This window comes from Thalassospira lucentensis (assembly GCF_001613805.1).
In the GTDB taxonomy this organism is placed as follows: domain Bacteria; phylum Pseudomonadota; class Alphaproteobacteria; order Rhodospirillales; family Thalassospiraceae; genus Thalassospira; species Thalassospira lucentensis_A.
Map to the genome: position 1 here is coordinate 102,229 of NZ_LPVY01000025.1, position 18,187 is coordinate 120,415.

Here is an 18,187-nt window from a genome sequence, read left to right on the forward strand (position 1 = left end):
GATTACCCCTCCTTGCCCGATGCCTGAATGAATTTCGCCAGATTGCGCACGGATGCAAAATGGGTTTTCACATCTTCGTTCTTCGCATCAATCCGGACATCGTATTTTTTCTGGATCGCAACGCCAAGTTCAAGGGCATCGATGGAATCAAGGCCTAGCCCATCAACAAACAGGGCTTCTTCGCTGTCGATATCCTCGACACTTATGTCTTCGAGATTAAGCGTCTCGATAATGAAGGCTTTAAGTTCTGTTTCCAGCGAAGTCATGCGTCAGTCTGTCCAGATAATAATCCTTGATGATCCGGGTCAGCAAACGGGCCTGTCTGGCGCGGCTTAATGTCGGATCAGCAATGTCCCCAAATGATAGCGGTGCATCGACCACCAGCCGAAAACGGATTTTCGACGGCGGAATGCGATACCACGGTACCCCCTTTTTCAGGGTATCGTGATTACAGTGCACAACCACAGGAATCAAGTCGACTTGTGTTTCTATCGCGATATTCGCTACCCCGCGTTGCAATTGGCCCAGTTTGCGGCGGCTGGGCGTGCGCGTACCTTCGGGGAAAATCAGGATACAGGCACCGGTTGCCAGATGATCGCGCGCCTGCGAAATCAGGTTTTCCGGGTCATCATTATTGCGAATGAAACCAGCCGCACGTACCACACCGGCCATGAACGGATTGCGAAACAGTTCGTGTTTGACGACACACTGGCAGCGATCCATCTGGGCCAGGATCATCACGACATCAAGCAATGTCGGGTGATTGGCGATGATCAGCGCCCCACGTGCGGATCGCAGGCGTTCGATATTTTCGGTTTCGGCAACCGCCACACCGGTGACATCAAGCATCCATGTGAAAAGGCGAAAACCGCGGCAGATGACAAACTGGGCATAGCGGCGGCGTTTGGCCCGGTCGCGCAGGATGATCATCATGGCAGGGAAGATGGTGATGGCCATCAAAAGCCCGCCCAGACCAAAGGATGAAAAGGCAAAGCCGGTCGCCAGCAACCGCCAGTACCAGTTAAAGCCTTTTTTCGGCCGTGTGGGCGTGCCTTGTCTTTCAGCCATTCGATTGCATTATCCAGCCGCCGGTCTTTCCTGGCAGGTGCAATCCGGTTTTGGATGACGCACCCAGATAGGCGGCAATCGCACGTGCCTGCCGGTGGGGCATCGGGGCGGGATCATGGTCGGGGATTGGATCGAACCAGAACATTTTGCCATCTGTCGCCGTTGGCTGATCAAAGCGGATGGCAAGGGCAGTGCCGGAAATATCGTCCGGGTCCTGATCCTGATAGATGTCGGGCAGCGGCAGATCGACATAGCACAGGATGACCGGGCCATCCTCGCTGGTGAGCTGGCATAATGTTTCGGTAAGTGCTGCGATCAGGCTGTCATTCCCGGCCGAAATCGCGGTGTGGCTTTGGGTGATCGACCAGTTGATCGAGGCAACCCCGACCAGCGCATTATGCACCGACATGCTGAAATCGGCAGGGGAGAGGGTTTCGTTTGTCGCGACCTGATGAAGCAGTTTCAGCGTGCGATCAATATTACCGTGGCGTGATGCAAAAACGATATGCGGGTTGTCGCCATCACGGATGGTATGGCCAAGCACCTCGGCGGCGGCGCGGCCATACAAATCCAGACGCCGCCGCCAGGCAGGTTTGAGGCTGCGCGCCAGATTGGCATTATTCATGTCGTCAATCGGGACTGCGATGTGCCCGGACGTTCCGGATTTCAGGACCGCATGATCATCGCGGTCTTCCCAGAACGCCCAGTGCGAAATTCTGGCCTGCAGCAGCGTCATATCAAACCTTATTGGGCAAGGGCAGCCTTTGCCGATACCTCACGCAGGATATCCTGTCTCAGATTATTGACCCAGCGATTGTAATTATAATGGATCGAAGTGCCATCATAATTCAGATTGGTGCTATCGACGTAGGAAATCGAAAATTCGGACTGATCAAAGTCGATTTCGACCTTGGCAAGATGGTCGCGCGGGGAATAGGTCGCGATCAGTTCACCTTCGGCCTTGCGCTGAACGATCCATTCACGTTCGCCTGCGGCCTTGATGATGCTTTCTTCGATCTGTGCCATGCTGAGTTTTGCCGCATCAGCCGGGAGGGGCTGACTGCTGACATTCTGGACCGGGGCGGTGCGGCATGCGGCAACAACAAGTGCCAGCAAACCGACGACTGCAAATTTCAAACTGCGCATATCCAACCTGCCTTTTGTTGATATTATCCGATTGATCCGGTGCATTGGATCAATTATCGCGTTTTTTATTGCCCGAGCCGGGCAGACGCCCCTGATTTAAAGAACCCGTCGCCAACAACACAACCAAAACTTGCCAGATATATGAAAAAAAACGCAATCATCGATGTCAATACCGCGTTTGAGGGCAGCGTTTTATGGTGCTGGCAGCGGATCAATGATCTGAAGGGGGATCGCGCGGAAAAGCGCCGCCAAAGTTCGATGCGCGGGTGGCAGATGCTGGGCGATCTTGGCCGGCATATGTGGCCCGATATTGCGGGGGATGCGGCATTTGAAACCGTGCGGCAAAGTTCCGGCCGGCCCGGCCTGATCATCGATGGTGTGATTCACTGTGCGAGCATTAGCCACAGCCGCGACCTGGTGGCGGTGGCGATTGCCAAAGGCCCCGATGTTATGATCGGCATCGATATCGAATATCGCGACCCGAGCCGTGATATCGAGGCCCTGTCACGCTGGCTGTTTGACGGGGATGCGGATGGCCGGGATTTTTATCAGGGCTGGTGCGATTACGAGGCGGCCTTCAAGGCAACGGGCGAAACCGACCCGTTGGCACAGGCACGCGCCACATTGATCGCGATTGAAACCATCGATGGATTCTCCGGCGCGCTGGCACGGGTTTGACAGGGCCGGATTTTAGCTGCTTGAATTTGCGCGATAATATTGCGACAGGTAAAGCTGTCGGCAATTGGGGCGGAAAGAAACATGACGCAAAATGTCTGGGTCGGTCAGAACATCACGGCGGGTGCCCGGTTGCGGCTGTTCTGTTTTCCGTTTGCCGGGGGCGGGGCGTTGGCCTATCGGCCGTGGCTGACACAATTCCCCGATGATATCGATGTGGTACCGGTCAATCTGCCGGGGCGTGAGCAGCGGTTTGGCGATCCGGTGATTGATGATCTTTCGGCGATGGTTGAGGCCGTCGCCGCAGGATTAAAGCCCTTTATGGATCGGCCGTTTGCGTTTTTCGGTTATTCGATGGGGGCGCTGATTTCCCATCATCTGGCCTGTCATCTGCAACAGGTGGGGATGGCTGTGCCGGTTCATCTGTTTGTTGCCGCAAGGCGGGGGCCGAATGTGGCCGGGCATCGGGCGCCGTTGCATCATCTGTCATCGGATGAGTTCTGGCGGGGGATTGCGAATTATGGCGGGACGCCCACCGAAATTCTGGAAAATGCGGAATATCGCGCCCTGTTTGAGCCCAGCCTTAGGGCGGATTTCAGATTGTCGGAAACCGCGGTTTCGACCGGATTGCCCAAACTGTTCTGCCCGATTACCGCCTTTGGCGGGGCGGATGATCCGAACCCGGTGCCGGATGAACTGGACGACTGGGCGGCGGCAACCACGAGCGACTTTGCCAAGCATGTTTTGCCTGGCGGGCATTTTTTCCTGCGTGATGCCGGGGATGACATCATGCGCGTGGTCAGGGATGCGCTGATTGCGTGATGGATCAGGCTTGGGTGGTTTGACGTCCGTCGACAAATTCGCCGTCGCGGACGTGATAGATCGTATCGGCCTTGTCAAACCAGCGATCATCATGGGTGACACAGATGATGATCTTGCCCTGTTTGCGTAAGGAGGGCAGGATTTTTTCATAGAAGACCGAGCGGAAATGAGGGTCCTGATCGGCGGCCCATTCATCAAGGACAAGAACCGGCTTTTCTTCGAGCAGAGCCGCGATCAGGGCAAGGCGTTTGCGTTGCCCCTGTGACAGCGAGGTCGTTGAAAAGGCGTTATCATCCAGTTCGACCTTGTCGTCGATTTCCATCTGTTTGAGCAGTGTTTCGACCCGCTTCGGATCGATATCATCAATGCCGTAGAGTTCGCGAAACAGGTGATAGTCCGACAGCACGGTCGCGAAATGATCGCGATAAAGCTGCAGGGCGTCGGTCGGCACCGGGCAGTCATTGACCATGATTGATCCGCCTGCCGCCGGGCGAAGGCCGGTCAGAACGGCGATGATCGTCGATTTGCCCGCCCCATTGCCGCCGGTGATAAAGGTGATTTCACCCTTTTTGAAGGTGGCATTGATCGGGCCGACGGCAAAACCCGGACTGTCCGATGTGCCGGGATAGGAGAAACGAACGTCACGCAGGCTGATTTCGGCGATATTGCCAAGGGCATCCTGGAATTTTTCAAGGGTTTCGGGTGATGATGTGCCGTTCGTGGCCTCCTGCGCGTGCTGGGCGTCAAGGGCGTCTTCGAGCTGATCATCGATATCCTTGATCTTGCGTAGTGCCACATCGGAATCGGTAAAGCTGGGCACGGCGGCAACCACCGCCCCGATCGGGCCGATCATGAACAGGGCCGCGGTCGTGGTTTGCACGGCAACGTCGTGATAGTCCGATGTGAAGATCGGAACGATGAACACCATGGCCGCCATCATCCCGTAGAAAGCCAGCTGGATCAGGGCGAATTCGCGCGACCACTGGGCCTTGACCACGGATTTGGTATCGCGTGCCCGGATGGATCGGTCATTGAGCGCACCCAGAAGTGCGGCACGACGCCGACTGTTCATTTTGACTTCCTTGAAGCCATGCAGAAGATCGGACAACCCGCCAAAGAGCAGGTTTTCATCATCGATCGCATCCCGGGTCGCATCATTGATTTTACGGATGCGTTGCAGGTGGATGGTCGAAACCACGATGGCCAGAACCGAAATCATCACAAAGGCAAAGGTCGACAGCCACGCAAGATAGGCCGCCACACAGATGATCAGGACCACCTGCTGCACGCCGTTCAGCATCAGGGGCAGGGCGGCGGATACGGTTTGCATTTCCTGGGTCAGCGCGGTTTGAACCGCACCCTGTCCGACCCTGGCCAGGGTATCGGGGGCGGCTTTTCGCACGCGATCAAACATGCCAAGGCGAAGCTGATGGAGGATGTGTTCTACCTCGGCGGCGATCATGTCGCTGGATTTCTTCTGGGCCCAGATATAGCCGATCAGCGACAGGCCCATCATGCCGAGATAGCGCATGCTGGCAACGCCGTCTTCGGCCTGTTCGGCGGCCAGGTTGACGATGATCAGCACCATGGTGGTGGCAATCGAGGCCAGTGACAGCAGGCCAACGGCAAGCCGCAGATCGATGCGGGTTCGGGATCGCAGAAGATCAATAAGCAGCATGATCAGATCCTTCCACGCGGGTCGTTGCGGTCAATTTCGTGCAGGGTGCCTGCTTCGAGATGCAGGCGGCGGTCGGCAGCATCGAAATAATGATCGTCATGGGTGACGGCGATGATGGTCGTGCCGCGTGCCTTTATCTGTGGCAGGATTTCGTAATAGAATTTTTTACGGAAATACGGGTCCTGATCGGCGGCCCATTCATCGAGAACAAGGATCGGGCGATGTTCGAGCAGGGCGGTGATCAGGCCCAGCCGTTTGCGTTGCCCGGCCGACAGGGCGGTGGAAACGAATTTGCCATCGCGAATGCCCGTCACATGGGACAGTTCAAACAGGTTCAGCCAGTGGGTGGCTTCGTCGGGATCAATTTCGGCCGATCCGTGCAATTCGGAAAACAGGTGGAAATCGGAAAACACGGTGGCGATCTTGTCACGGAAGGAGGCGATGGTTTGCGCGCCAAGCTGGATATCATCAAACCGGATGGCCCCGGATACCGGGCGATAAAGGGCTGTCAGAAGCTTGATCAGGGTTGATTTGCCCGCCCCGTTGCCGCCGGTAATAAAGATCAGTTCGCCCTTTTTGACCGAGAGGCTGATCGGGCCAAGCATGAAGCCGTGGCGCGGGTCGCGGTTGGGATAGGTAAAGCAGACATCCTCGAACGCGATATTTGAAAATGTATCGGGCAGACTGGTGCCGTTCTCTTCAACCGGTTCGGCAATCGCGCGCAAATCCTGTGACAGGGTGACCATGCGCGCAGCAGCCTGTTCCGCCGAACCCAGTACCGCCATTGCCTGCACCACCGTACTGATCGGGCCGATCATGAACAGGACGGCCGTGCTGACCTTTGATATCGTTGATCCGAAATTATCGGCATAGACCGGCACGATAAAGACGATCACTGCCAGCAGGACATAAAAGGCGGTCATGCCCATGATCATCTGCCGGAACATCAGGCTGTGGGTTTCAGCAGTGATCTGTTCCTTTTGCAGTGAATTTGCCGAAAAGGCATTGAAAAGGGTGCTGCTGCGCGACGACCACATCCGGACTTCGCGGATGCCGGAAAACAGATCGGCGATCTTGCCAAACAGGGCATTTTCGGTGTGATGGAGTTTGCCAAACCACATGCCGAGTTCTTTGCCCATGCGCAGGTAAATGACGATCCCGGCCCCGATCACCAGCACGATCAGGAAAAAGGCCAGCGTGGAGAGCCAGAAAACATAGACCATCACCGCAACAACCAGCAGAAGGGATCGGAACGACATGCCGATCATGTGCGAGTTTTGCGAAATGACCTGAGTGCTTTGGGTTATGCTGTCAAACAGGCGGGCCTGACCAAAGGTTTCAAGCTGGGCGAAGTCGGCATGCGCAATCTGATCGAGCAGTTTGCGGCGCACCTTGTCGATGCCCTGTTCGATCTGGGTCGAGATATTGGCAAGCAGGAAAACTTCGGCCAGAAAATAGACCACGGCAAGGGCGATGAAGCCACCTGCCAGAAGCCAGTCAACCCGGTCCACCCCGTTATCGGCGATGCCTTCGGCGGCGGTATTGACGAGCCCCAGCAGAACTGCACTGCCCGCACCCGATAGCGCACCGGCAAAGGCAAGCCGGGCCATCAGTCTGTTATCTCCCCAAGACAACAGTTCGAGCAATTTCATCTGTTTGCAGTCCCCATAGAACCCGACGTGGGTGTTTGTCCGCGACTGTACCGGTGCCCGGCAGGGCTGTCCAGTCGCTGTCCAGTTGGGGGCATAACCGAAAGCCTTTTTCGCGTCGAAAGAATTCAGATCGTTGCGCGGTAGGGCAGCGGAATGGGGCCTTCGCTGTTGATCACAAGCACGTTGCTTTGGGCATTCAGACCAAAACGGGCCCGAAGATCGTTGTTTTTTGCGACATGCCAAAGCCCGGCAATTCCGGCAATTCCGGTATCCCATGTTTCAAGCGGGGCGTCGCCATTGATCCCGGCGGAAAGCGCGTTCTGAACCAGAAGGGCGACATCATCGTCAATCGCGATGCTTTGGGTGGAGACTTCGCGCAGGATTTCAAATGCCGGAAGACTCGGTTTACCACATGACAGCCCGATCATGCGGGTCAGGAGTTTGCCCGGAACCGACGTCAGTTCGCCGGTTGCGAGGCTTGCCTGAATGCAGGCGGCGTTTGTTGCCTCGACCGTGCAGACATTCGGTTTCTGGCCGCTTTCATGCCAGAGCCCGATGGCGCAACCCGCCGCCATGCCGCCAACCCCGCATTGCAGGAAAACATGATCGGGGATGATGTTTTCATCCCGAAGCTGCCGGGCGCATTCGATCCCCAGAACCGCGTAACCCGCCATGATGTCGCGGGTGACGTCGAGTTCGTGACCATAGTCGGTATCGGTGATCAGAAGGATATCGGGCGACTGCGCGGCATGTTCGGCGGCAAGGACCGCATCGTCATAGGTGCCGTCGATCCGGACGATTTCAGCCCCGTTATCGATGATGCGCGTGATGCGGGCCTGATCGACTTCGGACCCGACATAAATCCGTGCGTGGCAGCCGAATTTCCGGGCCGCCCATGCAACGGCAAGGCCGTGATTGCCATCGGTTGCGGCAACGGCGGTATAGTTCGCGCATTGGGGGCTTCCGGGTATCAGGCCGCGTTTCAAAAGCTGCTGTTTCAGGCCATAGGGGGCGCCAAGGGCCTTGACCCCGCCCAGACCGAACCGTTTGCTTTCATCCTTGATCCAGACAGTGCCAAGACCCAGTTCGCGGGCAAGCCCGTTGGCGCGGATCAGCGGGCTTTGGCGATATTCCGGCCAGGAGGATATCAGATCGAACGCCTGATAAATATCGTTGCGCCCGGGATCAAGGGCGATGATGGACGTCATCGATTTCTCCGAAATCTGGCCGTGGTCCGGTTTTCTGTTATATGTTCTTCTGGTTTATGAGGGGCGTATGATGTTGCGTCAAACACAATCTGAATATCAACGGTCGTGCGGGGTTGTCGTGAAGATGATTGTGTTAAATCGCTGAGAATAGGGATATTAATTCATCTTCGCTCTCGACGGGTTTCCCGATGATCCATTAGGATATGGCCATTGGGATGCGGGGATTGATTCATCACTAACGATGAGTGGACGGTTTTGCGTTTTGAGCTCGGCATGAGAATGATTGCGACCGGTATGCTGGCGATGCTGTTGTCAGCGGGGGCCTTGGGTGCCCATGCGCAGGGAAGCGGTACCGTTGCCGAGGACGCAAATGCCGATATGTCCCCGGTTGATGTCCTGCCTGATATCGATGTCGATACTTATGACGATGCCATCATCGACCCGGCAAAAACCAATCCCGATCTGATCGACGGCCTGATTTACAAGCCCGATGCCATTCCGCTGTCGCAGTATCGCCGCCGCGCAACCGACCCGGAAAGTCTGGCGGCGTTAAGCAATGTCGATGTGATTGCCGGTGATGGCCAGACGGAACGATCCTATTACGCGGCGATTTACAGCGGCAGTACGAGTGGCGTGTATTTCAAGGTTGCCGCCCAGATTTGCGACATGATGAGCCGGACCTTTGAACGCCATCGGGTGCATTGCGTGCCGTTGCGATCCCAAGGGGTCGGCAGCAATATCCGCCTGATGAAAGAAGGGCGGGTGCAGCTTGCCATCGTGCAGTCGAACAATAACTGGGAAGCGCAGAAAGGCATTGCGCCGATCCCCGGTGCGCGGTCGGTGATGTCGTTGCATGATGAAATGGGATTGCTGGTGGTGCGCAATGATTCCGATATTGAATCGATCGCCGATCTGCGCGGCAAACGCATCAATATCGGACCGGAAGGATCGGCATCGCGGGAATTGTGGCTTGAACTTCTGTCGCGATACAAATTGACGCTGGACGATCTTGATACCGTTTACGGCGTTGCGCAGGATTATAACGAGCTTGGCATCTGCGAGAATTATATCGATGCGTTCGGTCTTTGGATCGGGCATCCGGCGTCGCTGATCGAAGATACGCTTGGCTGCGGGGCGCGGGTTGTTGGCATGGGGGGGCCTTTGACCGATGAAATGGTCAAGGCAAACCAGTATTTCTTTAATCAGGTTTTGCCAGCAAAGACATATAGCGCGCAGGAAGAAGCGATTTCATCCTATGGCTTCAAGGCGTCGCTGATTGCCTATGAACCGGCTGATCCGTATGTGGTGTACTGGATCACGCGGATCGTGCATGAAAATATCGACCGGATGAAGGAAATGTATCCGACATTCCGGAGTGTCGTTGCTGATGACATGTTCAAAAAGGGCAATTTCCTGCCGTTCCATAAGGGGGCGGCGTGTTATTGGGAAACCGATGCGCATGCCTGCGACTGGCAGCCCTATTATCAGCAGGCCGACCCGAAAGGGCAGCGCAAATGGAATTATACCTATCAGCAGTAAGCCGCGATATTAAGCGGACGGAAGCGGCGCCCAGCCGATGCGCGGGGCGGTTCCGCGGCCCGATGACTGGCAAAACTGGCCGATAAACCCGTCATCAAGCAATTTTCGACAGGTCGCAAGATCGTCGCTGGCGCACCAGATGGCTGTATCAGGGGCGCGGGCGGATTTTGCATCCTGATCGGGGCCGATATCCCGTCGCAGCAAGAACCGGTTTCCGCCAAATTTTGCGATCAAGCCATGAATGGCAAGGCCGGTTGATACGGTGCTGATCAGGCTTGGAAAATTGGTCGGGGCGACGGTGCTGAGCGCGATGGTTCGTCCGAATTTCCGGGCCATTTCGATCCGGTATTCAACCATTTTGCGTTGCCATCCCTGTCCGCGCCAATTTGGATCAACGGCGACCCCGTCGATATGGGCGACCTGGCCCAGCAGATCGGGGGGCAGGTGATGGTCGGTGCCGAAATTGGGATCACCATCACGCGGCAATCCCAGCACGCAATAGGCCATCAGACGATCATCGTCAAAGACGCCAAAGATTTGCCCGCAGGCATCAAGATGATCGGCAAAGAACTGATCGGTTTCGGTCGCGGCATTGCCCGGCGGCAGATCGGCGACCACCCTGTGATGCAGGGCGATGATGGCGGGAAGGTGGGATGGATCAAGCCGGGTCAGGGTGCTCATTCGATGACTTCCGCGTAATCAAGCAGCGACAGCGGCGGATAGAGTTTAAGCTTGCGCGCCGATGACAGCCGGATCAGATAGGAAAACCGGTCAAGCGTTTCGACCGGGATGTCGGCCGGCGATATGCCATCGATCAGGATCTGTTCGACCTTGCTGGCGGCAAGGCGGCCGACAAGTTCATAACGGCTTACAAGGCCCAGCATGGCATGGCCGTCGCGGACTTCAAGTTCGGTCGCGCTAAAGGCGGCAAGCCCGTTGGCAAAACCGGCATCGGTCAGGGTATCGCGATAATTGCCGATGAAATTGTCCGGTCCGATATACAGGATGTCGGCCCCCTTGCGGGCAAGTTCGGCAACGGCAGGGGGAATGTCATCCTGTGAGGGTTCGCCATCGCTGCCGAGCGGAGCGGCCAGGACTTCGAAGCCCATTTCGCGGCCCAGTTCGGTCAGATCGGCAACGTTGGAAACGGAATTGTCTTCGCGGCTGTTATAGACAACGCCAAGTTTGTCCATCGGGCGATAGGCACGGATGGCATTGATCTGGGCGGGAAGCGGGGCGATGTGGGCGGCACCCGTGACATTGGGGCGGCTTTGGCCCGCAGGGGCGGCAATGCCGGTTTTCCATGGCGATGAAACCATCACATAAACCACCGGAAGGTCGGTAATGTTTTGCGCCGGATCGACGGCATCATATTTGCCGACCACGGCCGACGTGATCCCGGTGCCCCATGTGTAAACCAGATCGGGTGGGTCTTTGCGGATCTGATCGATGATGGCAGGCACGCGCGACAGATCGCGCGCAGTATCATAAATGGTCAGGTCGACGGGAATGCTGTTTTCATCGAAATAGGCGCGAAATCCCTGTTCGACATTGGTTTCGCCGCGCCACAGAACCATGGCGATTTTAAGCGGGCCCGGTTGTGATTGTGCATATGCCGCCGGAGCAAAGATTGAGACGGCGATGGCCACAAGAATGCCCAACAGACGAAAAACGGGGAGAAGGGAAAAGGTCATTTCGTTCCTCCCTCGTTTTTCTGTTCTGCGGGCACATGGCCGATCAGAAGTTCAAAGCACAGAACCGAAACAGCGGCAAAGGCCCCGAAGATCAGAACCGCGTGCGTTGTTCCGACCAGTAGGGTCAGACCGGCGGCAAGCAACGGACCCGCAGCCCCGCCCAGCCGTTCGGCAAGACGCAGGACGGCAAGAACCGGGCCGGTGCCGTGATCCTTGGTGAAATCCTTGCTGAGTTTCAGGCTGGCGGAAAGCTGCGCGGGGATTGAGGTCGCCTGCGCCAGACCGAGCAGGGCGACGGCAACCGCAAACAGGGCATATTCCGGAAGCCAGCCCGCCAGCAACAAGCCTGCTGCCGTTAGCCCGCCACCAATGCCGACCGCGCGGGTTTCGTTCTGGTTTTTGTCGGTCCATTTTGCCGCGGCCCAGCCGGTCAGGATCGCGACCAGCCCATAAAGCATGATCACCCGCCCGGTTTCAGCCGTGGTTGCACCCGATTGCAGCAGGATCATCGGGGTCAGGTAATATAAAAAGCCGCTGAGGATCAGTTTGGCGGGAATGGCGGCAAACAGGATCAGGACCTGCAAACGGCGATTGCCGAGCATGGCGCGAAGGGCGGCACGTGTCGGGATCGGTGGCGGGGTTTTGCCGCGCACCATGTTATCCATCAGGAAGAAGGCCAGAAGGACTGCGAGAAACGCAATGGTCGCACCGGCGATAAAGGTCATGTCCGGGCCGAAATGACCGGCAACGATCCCGCCAATCGCCGGGCCGCAGATATCAGCCAGCATGATGCCGCTGACCATCATGGCAGTACCCTGTGTGCGGTTGCTGTCATTGGTGGCATCAAGGACATAGGACTGACAGGCGACAAAGGTGGTGGCGTAACCGATGCCCGACAATGCCCGCCACAGGACAAGATCCCATATGCCCCCGGCAAAGGCGGTACCGATCAGGCCAAGTGTCGCCAGAAACGCGCCGCACAGATACATGCGAAGTGACCCGACCTGTTCCTGAAACAGGCTGCAGATCGGCATGGCAAGGGCAACCATCAGAAGATGAACCGCCATGACCACGCCGGCACCAAGCTGCCCGTCGATGCTGTGGGATGTGACCTGGCTAAAGAAAGCAGGCATGATTGGTCGGGCCAGTTCTTCGGCAAGGACGAACATGAAGGCCAGCATGCGGACACCGATCAGCTTTACCTCGCGTTCGCGCTGGGGATGGGTTCCGACCTTTTTGGCGGTGGTGTTGATCAGGGAATTGATCCGTTCCATGAACTGGCCGATTTCGTCATGGGTGCTTTGGCCATGCAGCAGGGTGAATTTGCGATCGCGCACATTGTCCAGAACCTTGCGCGCGACCCTTACCGGCAGGGCGACATTGACGGTTAACACCAGCAACATCAGCTCGAACGACAGGGCGAGCGTGATGATAAAAATGATCGCAATGTCATAAAGATTATCCGTCACAGGGCGCATCAGGGCCGCCCGGGCATGCCCAAGGACGACTTCGATATCGTCCTGTCCCTCGGCGCGGGGCAGGTCCAGACGGGTGACGATATAGGCGGTATCATTGCCCGACGGTGCCTTAAGGGCGGTGGTGATTTCATCCGATGACAGACCGCCTGCATGCAGGATGTCGCCAGCCTTGTCGGTGATGGCAGCAAAAACCAGATCGGGATCGCCATTGCGAAGCTGATAGACCACGGTTTCAAAACCGACAATTTCGCGCAGCGGAATGCCAAGCCGCAGGGCGTTTTCGATCTTTTCGCCAAGAACCCGGGCTTCGATCCCGGCCTTTTCACGGATTTCGGTTTGCAGATCGGCGCGCGCCAGTTCGGCGGCGCGCCATGAAATCCCGACCAATGCGATGCAAAGCGAGATTGTGCTGAACAGCAGCAAAATCCAGATCGTGCCCTTGGGGAACAGGCGGCTTCGGATATTGCCACCATGAGGGGAGGTCGGAGTGTCAGGTTTGGTATCGGGATTGGCAGAGAGGGTCATTTCAGCGGCTCCGCCGGGGTTTCCGATTGGCGTTTGGTGTTGCCCTTTTTTGTTTCGTGCGGCAACTGATCGCGGATTTCGCGGTACAGGGAAATCAGTTCGATTTCGCTTTGGGTCAGGACATCGCCATCATGGGGGCGGATATTGGGGGCCTTGCCCGCAACCGCGCGCGCCAGATCTTCGTGCAGTTCTTCGAAAACCCGATGGCGGCGACGCATCAGAATGAACAGTACGCCCAAAATGGGGATAATCATGCCCATGCCCAAGGCCGCCGATTTCCACATTTCGGAGAAGGCATTGGCAAGCTTGGCTTCGGAGGTTTCGGCGCTTGCCGTAATGACGACCTGCCCGGCGCATTGGCCGAGGCTGTCGCGCAGGACCTGCCCGGCGGTGGCGATGCCCGGTGTGAAATCGATCCACTCATCGCGGGCCTGTTGGGGAATTGCCGCGCCAGAGAGGGCCTGATCATCGGGGGATCGCGCGGCGTTGCTGATGATGGTGCCATCACAATCAAGAACGGCGACATTGCGGATATCGTTGGACATATCCAGACGCCGGTTCAGGATTGGTTGCAGGTTTTCCATGTTTTCCAGCCGCAAACCCAGATCGATACCGGCCACGATATCCTGACTGGTTTCATTGAGGATCACGGTCATGCGCTGGGCCAGAAGGGTGTGCAGGGTCTGGTCGAATCGCAGATAGTTCAGGACCGTGGTCATGCTTAAGGCGCTTGCAAGCACAAGGAAAAGGGCCAGCCCGATCTTGGTAGACAGATTCAAAACGTGTCTCCGGCGACATATATTTTCAAAATATTTTCAAAACACAGTCCTGTTAAGCCGGTTATATCCTCAGAAACCCGCTTTCACAAACCATATGGTTGATTGCATCGGGGGTTGGGTCAAGGCTGTATAAAACCTTGATTCGGTTTGCAGTGCCGATAGTTAGCGATTATGATTTGCCGCGGGACAATAAACCGGGGGACGTGATGGGGGCTGAAACGCTTGAAGTGCTGAAACGGCGCAAACAGCACCGTCTTGCAAGTGGTGTTGTGCAACGCAATACCCTTTGGGCGGCTACGACCGGTTTTGTTCCGATCCCTGTTGTCGATTCTGCGGCCACGGTTGCCGTGCAGCTTAAAATGCTGGCGGAACTGAGCGATGTTTACGGTGTTGCGTTCAACAAAAGCAGCGGCAAATCCGTGATCGCGGCCTTAACGGCGTGCATTACCAGTGGCGTTTTGGGGCGGGCTCTTTTGGGGACGGGGATATTTGCCAATCTTGCCAAGGTGATGCCGGTTGTCGGATCGGCACTGAGCATCGTGACCATGCCGGGTTTCAATGCCGCATTTACCTATGCGCTTGGCCGGGTTTTTCAGCAGCATTACGCCGCAGGCGGGACGATGGCGGACTTTGACGCCAAAAAGGCGGAGGCCGAGTTCCGCCAGAAATTCAAGGATGGCCTGAAATTCGATCAGGACGGGAAAATGGCGTGAAGAACGCGTAATCGCGCAATAACAGGAATTCGGGTGGCGAAACGATGCATTTGATTTTGATTGTAATTTATCTATTGGCCTGCATTGTTTGCGGCATGCTGGGACGCCGGACATCGTTCGGGTTTCTGGGGCATTTCCTGCTGGCGATTGTGATTACCCCGATTGGCGATTTTCTGGTTCAGATCGTTGCGCGCCCGTCGCGGGAGCTTCGTGAAAAGCTTAAAGACCTTGATTATGATTAAGATGATGACTGACGGGCGATCAGCATGCGTCACGATACACCCGACGACGAGATGATGAATGGTTGATAGCGCGACAGTCGCACCCGGTGCACCAGACGAAAACGGAACCGCCCGCAAAAGAGGGCGATGGTCGATCTTTTGGCGGCGCTTTTTCATTAGTGCTGGCGTACGCCTGCGGCGGTTGCGGACGGCTTTTCTGATCGGGCTTCTGTTCCTGCTGGTCGCGATTTTCGCGTTGGCGCCGCAGATTTTCATTACCGTGCCCGCCGGGCATGTTGCAGTAATGTGGTACCGGTTCTTTGGCGGGACGGTCGTTGATAAAAGCTACGGCGAAGGTATTCACATGATCTTCCCGTGGGATGAAATGTATATCTATGACGCCCGCCTGCAAAATCAGGCGCGCGTTTATGACACGATTTCATCGAACGGCCTGTCGATGGAAGTCGACATCGCGGTGCGTTATCGCATCAACCGCGAAGCGGTCGGGATGCTGCACAAGCTGGTCGGGCCGAATTATGCCGAAGTCCTTGTATATCCGGAAATCGGATCGCATGCGCGTGAACTGATTTCGCGTTACACCCCTGAACAACTTTATACCGAAACCCGTGCCTTCATTCAGGCGGAAATCCTTGAGCGCATGGTCAACGAACTTGGATCGTCGTTGGTCAATCAAAGCTTCCAGGGGCGGCTGGTGACGGTTGAAGACGTTCTGATCCGGTCCGTGACACTGCCGGAACGCGTGGCCGATGCGATTGAACGCAAGGCCGAACAGTATCAGGCGATGCTGGAATATGATTTCCGTCTGGCGCGTGAGGAAAAGGAAAAGCAGCGCAAGAAGATCGAGGCGGAAGGTATTCGTGAATTCCAGGATATCGTCGCCAAAACGATCACCGAGGAATATCTGCGACTGCGCGGTATCGAAGCGACCATGACGCTTGCGACATCGAAAAACAGCAAGACGATCATCATTGGTGGCAAGGATGGCCTGCCCGTGATCCTCAATACCGCGGATGCACCGACGGCCAGCGGTGCGGATTCCGGTTCGGGGGCGGAGCTTGTGAACGATACGGCCGAAAGCCTTCCGAATGCGGGGGCGCTTAATGCGCGGTCGCAGGAAATCGCGCCGCAAAATGCGATTTCGCCCGGCGTTCGCGAACCTGCTGATCCGTCAGGCAAACGCGCACGGCCTGCGGCGGCAAATTCGAATACGCAGCCCGTCACACCGCCGATGAAACCGGCTGCTCCGACAGGCCCGGCAGCAGGGGCGTCAGAAGATGTTTCAACAGCGGGTAAAACCGCCGGAGATGTTTTGAAATCGATTGCGCCGGTCTTTGATCAATCCAGTGGTAGCGGGGGCGGTGTCGTTAAACAGAGCGACATGGAACCGGTCGCGACACACGAGAGTGCAGGGCAGCCTGAAATTTCAAAAACCGGTAGCAAATAAAGGGTGTTGCACGTTGCTACTTCGGGTTAGTTCAGGTAAAGTTGAAGAATAAATTTTGCGTGCAGATCATCAACCTGAAGGTAGACATTCAAGAGGCGATAATGAGCGAAGCAGAAACCATCGAAGAGACTGAAGAAGTGGCCGTCGCGAAGGCGGATGAAATTCGTGCCCAGTCCCGTGACTGCATCCATCGCCATAGCGTTTATGCTGCGGTTGGTGGTCTTGTTCCGATCCCGTTCCTTGAAATGGCCACCAGCAGCACCATCCAGCTGCGGATGCTTGCAAAACTTTGCGACATTTATGGTGTTCCGTTCTCCGAGAACGCGATCAAGAATTCGATTTCGACCCTGGTTGCAACGGTTCTGCCGATGACTGGTGTCGGTTATGCAACGGCGGCACTGGTGCGCAAGGTTCCGGTTGTCGGCACGATATTTGGCGTTGTCGCCATGCCGACCTTTGCCGGTGCCTGCACCTATGCGTTGGGTCGTGTTTTCGCCTGGCACTTTGCCAAGGGCGGAACGGTTGCCGATTTCGACGCCGATGAAATGAAAGGTCGTTTCAAGGACGAATTCGAAGACGGCAAACGCAAGGCGTCCGAATTTGTCAAAGGCGGCAAAACCACTGCCAAACCGGCAGCAGGTGCGACGACTGCCAAAGCCTGATTGATCATCAGGTTTTCAGATTGTATTTCGGGAATGCCCAAAGCATGCTTTGGGCATTCTTTTTTGTCTGTTTGCAATGACGCATAAAAGGCCCCCGCATGCCCCCGATCAAAACCCATCGCCTTGTGTTCGAGCGCCCGAAGGGCACCGGCACATTTGTGCCGTCCGATATCCTGCGGGCGACGCTGGCGGTTTTTGATCTTGGCGATATGGATGATGCCGGGTGTAACAAACTGGCAGAAAGCCAGTTGCATGCCGCCGAAAAAGCCCGGCTGTCGGGGTTTAGGCATGATCGCCGCCGGAAAAGTTTTATCAGCGGGCGGTTGGCGGCGAAGGCCGCGTTGGCGACCCATTTGCCGGGGATTGATCCGCAATCGATTGAAATCGGATCAGGGGTTTTTGATCAGCCAATGATGGTTGGCGGCGGCGAAGATGTGCAGGGCATGTCGGTTTCGCTGTCGCATTCGGACCGGTTTGCGGTGGCGCTTGTGTTTCATCGTGCCCATCCGCTGGGCATTGATGTTGATCTGCCGGTGATGAAAGATGTGCCCGCAATTCTGGACGGGATCGCGCCCGATATACGGACGATGATCCGCGCCCATGATTTGGACGATCATGGGGCGGCCTGCCTGCTTTGGGTGGCGCGCGAAAGCCTTGCCAAGACCATTACCACGGGGATGATGACGCCGCTTGAACTTTACGCGCCGTCATCGATCGAGCGCAACCGGGGCTGCTTTGAGGTGCGGTACGCCAATTTCGGGCAGTATCGCACCATCATCTGGCCCGGTGTGCAGGGGTGGCTCGGCCTGACATTGCCGGATCAAACGCGGTTCGATCCGGCAAGCCTGCCCTGGGCCTGAGT

The 18,187-nt window shown here is 56.5% G+C and carries 19 protein-coding genes; 8 read left to right on the forward strand and 11 right to left on the reverse strand.

Annotation, left to right across the window (positions count from 1 at the left end; all coding sequences use genetic code 11):
- Nucleotides 1–2: 2 nt before the first annotated feature.
- From AUP42_RS20925 to AUP42_RS20940, 4 genes are read right to left on the reverse strand one after another with little or no spacing between them, the layout of a single operon-like run.
- Nucleotides 3–266 (reverse strand): phosphopantetheine-binding protein, encoded by a 264-nt coding sequence (locus tag AUP42_RS20925; protein ID WP_007090636.1) that lies wholly within the window; start codon nt 264–266, stop codon nt 3–5.
- Entirely contained in the window at nt 241–1,068 is an 828-nt protein-coding gene (locus AUP42_RS20930; protein ID WP_062953538.1) for a lysophospholipid acyltransferase family protein, read from the reverse strand. The genes AUP42_RS20925 and AUP42_RS20930 overlap by 26 nt, the downstream gene beginning before the upstream one ends.
- Nucleotides 1,061–1,804, reverse strand: a complete 744-nt coding sequence (locus tag AUP42_RS20935) for a beta-ketoacyl synthase chain length factor (RefSeq protein WP_062953539.1) — start codon at nt 1,802–1,804, stop codon at nt 1,061–1,063. The genes AUP42_RS20930 and AUP42_RS20935 overlap by 8 nt, the downstream gene beginning before the upstream one ends.
- Nucleotides 1,805–1,812: 8 nt before the next feature.
- A complete protein-coding gene (locus AUP42_RS20940) occupies nt 1,813–2,214 on the reverse strand; it encodes a hypothetical protein (protein WP_062953540.1) in 402 nt (133 codons plus the stop codon).
- A gap of 141 nt (nt 2,215–2,355) precedes the next feature.
- Here AUP42_RS20940 and AUP42_RS20945 point away from each other — a divergent pair, with 141 nt between their 5' ends.
- Together AUP42_RS20945 and AUP42_RS20950 are read left to right on the forward strand one after the other, a co-directional pair.
- Nucleotides 2,356–2,892: a 4'-phosphopantetheinyl transferase family protein gene (locus tag AUP42_RS20945; protein WP_062953541.1), complete on the forward strand. Its 537-nt coding sequence runs from the start codon at nt 2,356–2,358 to the stop codon at nt 2,890–2,892.
- An 81-nt stretch (nt 2,893–2,973) separates the two neighbouring features.
- Nucleotides 2,974–3,711, forward strand: coding sequence for a thioesterase II family protein (locus tag AUP42_RS20950; protein WP_062953542.1), 738 nt, complete (start codon nt 2,974–2,976; stop codon nt 3,709–3,711).
- A gap of 4 nt (nt 3,712–3,715) precedes the next feature.
- Here AUP42_RS20950 and AUP42_RS20955 read toward each other — a convergent pair whose 3' ends face one another.
- The 3 genes from AUP42_RS20955 to AUP42_RS20965 form a co-directional block, all read right to left on the reverse strand.
- On the reverse strand, nt 3,716–5,389 hold the full coding sequence (locus AUP42_RS20955; protein ID WP_062953543.1) for a cyclic peptide export ABC transporter: 1,674 nt from the start codon (nt 5,387–5,389) through the stop codon (nt 3,716–3,718).
- Between the two features lie 2 nt (nt 5,390–5,391).
- Nucleotides 5,392–7,041, reverse strand: a complete 1,650-nt coding sequence (locus tag AUP42_RS20960; RefSeq protein WP_082824888.1) for a cyclic peptide export ABC transporter — start codon at nt 7,039–7,041, stop codon at nt 5,392–5,394.
- 125 nt (nt 7,042–7,166) lie between these two features.
- Nucleotides 7,167–8,249 carry a diaminopropionate ammonia-lyase gene (locus AUP42_RS20965; protein WP_062953545.1) on the reverse strand — a complete coding sequence of 361 codons (1,083 nt, stop codon included), beginning with the start codon at nt 8,247–8,249 and terminating at the stop codon, nt 7,167–7,169.
- Nucleotides 8,250–8,522: 273 nt separating this feature from the next.
- Here AUP42_RS20965 and AUP42_RS20970 point away from each other — a divergent pair, with 273 nt between their 5' ends.
- A complete protein-coding gene (locus AUP42_RS20970) occupies nt 8,523–9,788 on the forward strand; it encodes a TAXI family TRAP transporter solute-binding subunit (protein WP_082824889.1) in 1,266 nt (421 codons plus the stop codon).
- A 9-nt stretch (nt 9,789–9,797) separates the two neighbouring features.
- On the opposite strand, the gene AUP42_RS20975 is transcribed toward AUP42_RS20970, so the two are convergent.
- From AUP42_RS20975 to AUP42_RS20990, 4 genes are read right to left on the reverse strand one after another with little or no spacing between them, the layout of a single operon-like run.
- Nucleotides 9,798–10,469, reverse strand: a complete 672-nt coding sequence (locus tag AUP42_RS20975) for a GNAT family N-acetyltransferase (protein WP_062953547.1) — start codon at nt 10,467–10,469, stop codon at nt 9,798–9,800.
- Nucleotides 10,466–11,482 carry an ABC transporter substrate-binding protein gene (locus AUP42_RS20980; protein WP_062953548.1) on the reverse strand — a complete coding sequence of 339 codons (1,017 nt, stop codon included), beginning with the start codon at nt 11,480–11,482 and terminating at the stop codon, nt 10,466–10,468. The genes AUP42_RS20975 and AUP42_RS20980 overlap by 4 nt, the downstream gene beginning before the upstream one ends.
- Nucleotides 11,479–13,485, reverse strand: a complete 2,007-nt coding sequence (locus tag AUP42_RS20985; protein ID WP_062953549.1) for an MFS transporter — start codon at nt 13,483–13,485, stop codon at nt 11,479–11,481. Before AUP42_RS20985 ends, AUP42_RS20980 begins: the two co-directional genes overlap by 4 nt.
- On the reverse strand, nt 13,482–14,264 hold the full coding sequence (locus AUP42_RS20990; protein ID WP_062953550.1) for a hypothetical protein: 783 nt from the start codon (nt 14,262–14,264) through the stop codon (nt 13,482–13,484). Before AUP42_RS20990 ends, AUP42_RS20985 begins: the two co-directional genes overlap by 4 nt.
- Nucleotides 14,265–14,470: 206 nt before the next feature.
- Between AUP42_RS20990 and AUP42_RS20995 the strand changes: the two genes are divergently transcribed.
- From AUP42_RS20995 to AUP42_RS21015, 5 genes are all read left to right on the forward strand, one after another.
- On the forward strand, nt 14,471–14,977 hold the full coding sequence (locus AUP42_RS20995; RefSeq protein WP_062953551.1) for a YcjF family protein: 507 nt from the start codon (nt 14,471–14,473) through the stop codon (nt 14,975–14,977).
- Between the two features lie 44 nt (nt 14,978–15,021).
- On the forward strand, nt 15,022–15,219 hold the full coding sequence (locus tag AUP42_RS21000) for a hypothetical protein (RefSeq protein ID WP_062953552.1): 198 nt from the start codon (nt 15,022–15,024) through the stop codon (nt 15,217–15,219).
- Between the two features lie 58 nt (nt 15,220–15,277).
- A complete protein-coding gene (locus tag AUP42_RS21005) occupies nt 15,278–16,663 on the forward strand; it encodes a prohibitin family protein (RefSeq protein ID WP_062953553.1) in 1,386 nt (461 codons plus the stop codon).
- A gap of 101 nt (nt 16,664–16,764) precedes the next feature.
- Nucleotides 16,765–17,325, forward strand: a complete 561-nt coding sequence (locus AUP42_RS21010; RefSeq protein ID WP_062953554.1) for a YcjF family protein — start codon at nt 16,765–16,767, stop codon at nt 17,323–17,325.
- A 98-nt stretch (nt 17,326–17,423) separates the two neighbouring features.
- Complete coding sequence (locus AUP42_RS21015) at nt 17,424–18,185, forward strand: 4'-phosphopantetheinyl transferase family protein (RefSeq protein WP_062953555.1); 762 nt, start codon at nt 17,424–17,426, stop codon at nt 18,183–18,185.
- Nucleotides 18,186–18,187: the final 2 nt, after the last annotated feature.

Excerpts from the sequence above, each read along its gene's own strand:
- AUP42_RS20935 (WP_062953539.1), bottom strand. The coding sequence starts at position 1,804 with ATGACGCTGCTGCAGGCCAGAATTTCGCACTGGGCGTTCTGGGAAGAC.
- AUP42_RS21015 (WP_062953555.1), top strand. The coding sequence starts at position 17,424 with ATGCCCCCGATCAAAACCCATCGCCTTGTGTTCGAGCGCCCGAAGGGC.
- AUP42_RS20965 (WP_062953545.1), bottom strand. The coding sequence starts at position 8,249 with ATGACGTCCATCATCGCCCTTGATCCCGGGCGCAACGATATTTATCAG.
- AUP42_RS20930 (WP_062953538.1), bottom strand. The coding sequence starts at position 1,068 with ATGGCTGAAAGACAAGGCACGCCCACACGGCCGAAAAAAGGCTTTAAC.
- AUP42_RS20940 (WP_062953540.1), bottom strand. The coding sequence starts at position 2,214 with ATGCGCAGTTTGAAATTTGCAGTCGTCGGTTTGCTGGCACTTGTTGTT.
- AUP42_RS20925 (WP_007090636.1), bottom strand. The coding sequence starts at position 266 with ATGACTTCGCTGGAAACAGAACTTAAAGCCTTCATTATCGAGACGCTT.
- AUP42_RS20995 (WP_062953551.1), top strand. The coding sequence starts at position 14,471 with ATGGGGGCTGAAACGCTTGAAGTGCTGAAACGGCGCAAACAGCACCGT.
- AUP42_RS21005 (WP_062953553.1), top strand. The coding sequence starts at position 15,278 with ATGGTTGATAGCGCGACAGTCGCACCCGGTGCACCAGACGAAAACGGA.
- AUP42_RS20985 (WP_062953549.1), bottom strand. The coding sequence starts at position 13,485 with ATGACCCTCTCTGCCAATCCCGATACCAAACCTGACACTCCGACCTCC.
- AUP42_RS21010 (WP_062953554.1), top strand. The coding sequence starts at position 16,765 with ATGAGCGAAGCAGAAACCATCGAAGAGACTGAAGAAGTGGCCGTCGCG.
- AUP42_RS20955 (WP_062953543.1), bottom strand. The coding sequence starts at position 5,389 with ATGCTGCTTATTGATCTTCTGCGATCCCGAACCCGCATCGATCTGCGG.
- AUP42_RS21000 (WP_062953552.1), top strand. The coding sequence starts at position 15,022 with ATGCATTTGATTTTGATTGTAATTTATCTATTGGCCTGCATTGTTTGC.
- AUP42_RS20950 (WP_062953542.1), top strand. The coding sequence starts at position 2,974 with ATGACGCAAAATGTCTGGGTCGGTCAGAACATCACGGCGGGTGCCCGG.
- AUP42_RS20970 (WP_082824889.1), top strand. The coding sequence starts at position 8,523 with ATGAGAATGATTGCGACCGGTATGCTGGCGATGCTGTTGTCAGCGGGG.
- AUP42_RS20960 (WP_082824888.1), bottom strand. The coding sequence starts at position 7,041 with ATGAAATTGCTCGAACTGTTGTCTTGGGGAGATAACAGACTGATGGCC.
- AUP42_RS20945 (WP_062953541.1), top strand. The coding sequence starts at position 2,356 with ATGAAAAAAAACGCAATCATCGATGTCAATACCGCGTTTGAGGGCAGC.
- AUP42_RS20975 (WP_062953547.1), bottom strand. The coding sequence starts at position 10,469 with ATGAGCACCCTGACCCGGCTTGATCCATCCCACCTTCCCGCCATCATC.
- AUP42_RS20980 (WP_062953548.1), bottom strand. The coding sequence starts at position 11,482 with ATGACCTTTTCCCTTCTCCCCGTTTTTCGTCTGTTGGGCATTCTTGTG.